Annotated in this window: 2 protein-coding genes; both read left to right on the top strand. The window is 47.9% G+C overall.

Annotated elements, in window-relative coordinates:
• Positions 1 to 87: 87 nt before the first annotated feature.
• Positions 88 to 1500: a triacylglycerol lipase gene (locus E4V01_RS25225; protein ID WP_135300279.1), complete on the top strand. Its 1413-nt coding sequence runs from the start codon at positions 88 to 90 to the stop codon at positions 1498 to 1500.
• Positions 1497 to 2954, top strand: coding sequence for a reverse transcriptase domain-containing protein (locus E4V01_RS25220; RefSeq protein ID WP_135300278.1), 1458 nt, complete (start codon positions 1497 to 1499; stop codon positions 2952 to 2954). Before E4V01_RS25225 ends, E4V01_RS25220 begins: the two co-directional genes overlap by 4 nt.
• The last annotated feature ends 10 nt before the right edge of the window (positions 2955 to 2964 follow it).

The following is a 2964-nucleotide window of genomic DNA, read 5'->3' as shown; positions in this document are numbered from 1 at the left end:
CGTTCTACGAGCAAGACACTCAAAGCTGAGACACAAAAAATGAGAGCAAAAGGTCAGAGAAGGCGCGTAGTGGCGATTAAAATCTAAATGGCCAACTTATATAACTTGAACAACAGCCCGGAAGGGCAAGTTAGGGTCAAGATAATATTTTTCCACGGCCTTCTTGGAAGCGCAGAAAAAACATGGCTGTCCGAAGATCAGAATGATCCATACTGGCCGCTATGGTTGTGCGCTGATATACCTGATGTACGAGTAGCGGCAATTAGCTACAATACAAATATTTCCGACTGGATTTCCACCTCGATGCCCCGAGAGGACATCGCGGCAAGCTTGGCACCGATCCTTGCCGCAGATAGAGAGTGTATTTCTGTACCATTAATACTGATTGGTCATAGCCTTGGCGGACTGATTATCAAACAAGTAATAAGGCGCATAGAAGTTTTAGCTGGCCGTGATCCGATATATAGAAGCGTGCTACACAACATAAAACTTGTCATATTTTTAGGAACGCCTCAATTTGGCTCCAGGATTGCGTCTCTAGGCGTTAGATTTCGAGCGCTGATTAATACATCTCCCCTCACGCAGTCGTTGGAGGCAGATAACCCGGGGCTGAGAGATTTGAATGATTGGTATCGAACGTACGCTGCCGGGAAGATAGATCACCTCGTTTTGTCCGAAGGCAAGCCGACGAAGTGGCTAGGCATGGTCGTCGGAAGCTCAAGCTCCGATCCCGGAGTTGACAATGCTCTTGCTACACCAATTGATGTAGATCACACGAACATCTGCAAGCCAACCAATCGTGAGCATCAGATATACGTACTTATTAAGAACAAAATTTGCAGCACATTAACATCGCTTTCTGAACCGAGTCGGCCTGACACAGCAAGTTCCACTGACGGTAGCCCGAATGCTAAACGCGAGCGGCGTAGTTTTGCTTCACGTATAGCGACTCACAAGTCCGTTGCAGCAAATGAAGCCGAGCAGAAGCCATTCGTGGTCCTACTATGCGCGCCGTCTGTGACGACGGACGCGAGCAGTGCTTCGGCTAAGCTTGGCGCGAGGATTCGCGATGCTCTGATAGCCGATGAATTCGAAGTAGTCCTCGGAGAGGATGATGGAATAGGTGATCCTCGTATCGTCTCGACAGGAAACAGCGCGTTAGATGAGTTTAACTTCGTTGAAGGCAAATGCAACGCTGTTGTCGTTGTTGCCGACAGCATTGGAACGTACTGCGAATTAGGCATTTTGAGTTGGAATCTTGCGAATGGGCCGAGGTTCAAGAAAAAAGGAATCGATATCATTGTTATAGTTGACAGTAAGCACTCGACATCATCAGCGTTCTTTCGAAATGGGGCCTATGCGATCATCGAAGGGGCGGGTAAAGCAGACTTTGCCGCCTTCGAGGAGTACGATGTTAATTTGATTGTCGATCGTCTGCGGAGCAGGAGAAGCTTTTACACAATAGATAAAAGAGGAAGCAGGAGAGGTGCCTCGAAATGACTGTCACGCTAAATCGTGGCTTTATCCTTTGGGCAGTGGGCGTGCTCCAGCCAGTAGCTTCCGGGGAATTACTATACTATATGGAGCATGTTTTCGAGAATGCTGGCGCTTTGCCATCGGAGAATGATCTGCATAGCTACTTGGTGGAAGCTGCGAATGTAGGGCAGTTGATCCGCATAATGCGTGAGCCTGATCTGTTTTCCTTGACGATACAGGGCAACTCGTACCTGTCCAGGTCACAGCGGATGTCACGCGACCGAGAACGTATCTTCTTGCTGGCCGACGCCTGGAATGGTAGGAAGTTGACGTCGCGCGAGGAACAGACAACGGAGTCGGGCGGCGTTTCACCGCCCTTGTTACAAAGAACGACCTTAGAAGGTACCGGGGCCAATGAGTGCGGCCCCTCGGTTCCTCGGGGCCGCACCCATTGGCCCCGGTACTCAAAGCAGTTGACTAAAACAACTGGTTCGTCGTCCTCCTCGCGCGACACTTTCATAAATTTCCTTTCTTTTAATGACGCGACCCAAGTAAATCTGGCACGTAGGGCGAGTGGACGTGCTATTCAGCCGGATGCAGTCAATCTTGCATTGATGATAGGGTTAACTCCAAGGCTGATATCGCAGATAATTGTGCGGCCCGATAGACACTACAGGTCCTTTCCAATCAAGAAGCGGACTGGTGGTGCACGTGAAATCCATGCGCCAAGAGTTTTTTTGAAAACAATTCAGCGCTTTATAGTTGATTATATATTTCATGTCCTTCCGCAGCATGACGCCGTTCACTCATTTCGGAACGACAGATCAATTTTATCCAACGCACAGTGTCACGTCGGAAAACAATGGGTCGCAGGCATAGATGTTGAGAATTTTTTTGGTTCGATAACTGAAAGGCATATTAACAGTCATCTTTCCTCTATTGGACTTGACGCGCCCAGCGCGAGAACTCTTGCAAAACTTGCAACATTGAATGGTGTCCTTCCGCAAGGCGCCCCAACAAGCCCGATACTATCGAATTCTGTCTTGTACAATTTCGATGAACTAATGAGTGCCGAAGCAGAGAAGCAGTCGCTCGTTTACACTAGATATGCGGACGACATTACAATTAGCGGGTCTTCGATAGATTGCATTCGATCGTTGATTGCCTGTGCGACCTTACTGTTAAATGATATGTATGGCCTCGTGATTAATGACAAAAAGACCAGAGTGCTAAGCCGAAGGTCAAGGCAAGTTGTAACCGGTGTTGTTGTGAATGACGTTGCGTTGCCGCCGCGTGACTTGCGAAGAAGAATGCGGGCGGCATCCTATAATGCCACTAAAGTTGAAGGCGTCAACGTTGAGGCGCTCAATATGTTGAGAGGTTATCTTGGATATTTTCAGGAATTTCCTGATTTGGTGGACAATAAAGAATTTACTGATTTTAGGAAAAATCTTGGCAATATTAGGGCTAGATTTTAGATGTTGCTTC

Source organism: Methylorubrum sp. Q1, assembly GCF_004683995.1.
Lineage (GTDB): Bacteria > Pseudomonadota > Alphaproteobacteria > Rhizobiales > Beijerinckiaceae > Methylobacterium.
Note: the sequence above shows the minus strand (reverse complement) of the source record. Positions and strands in the feature narration are given on the sequence as shown.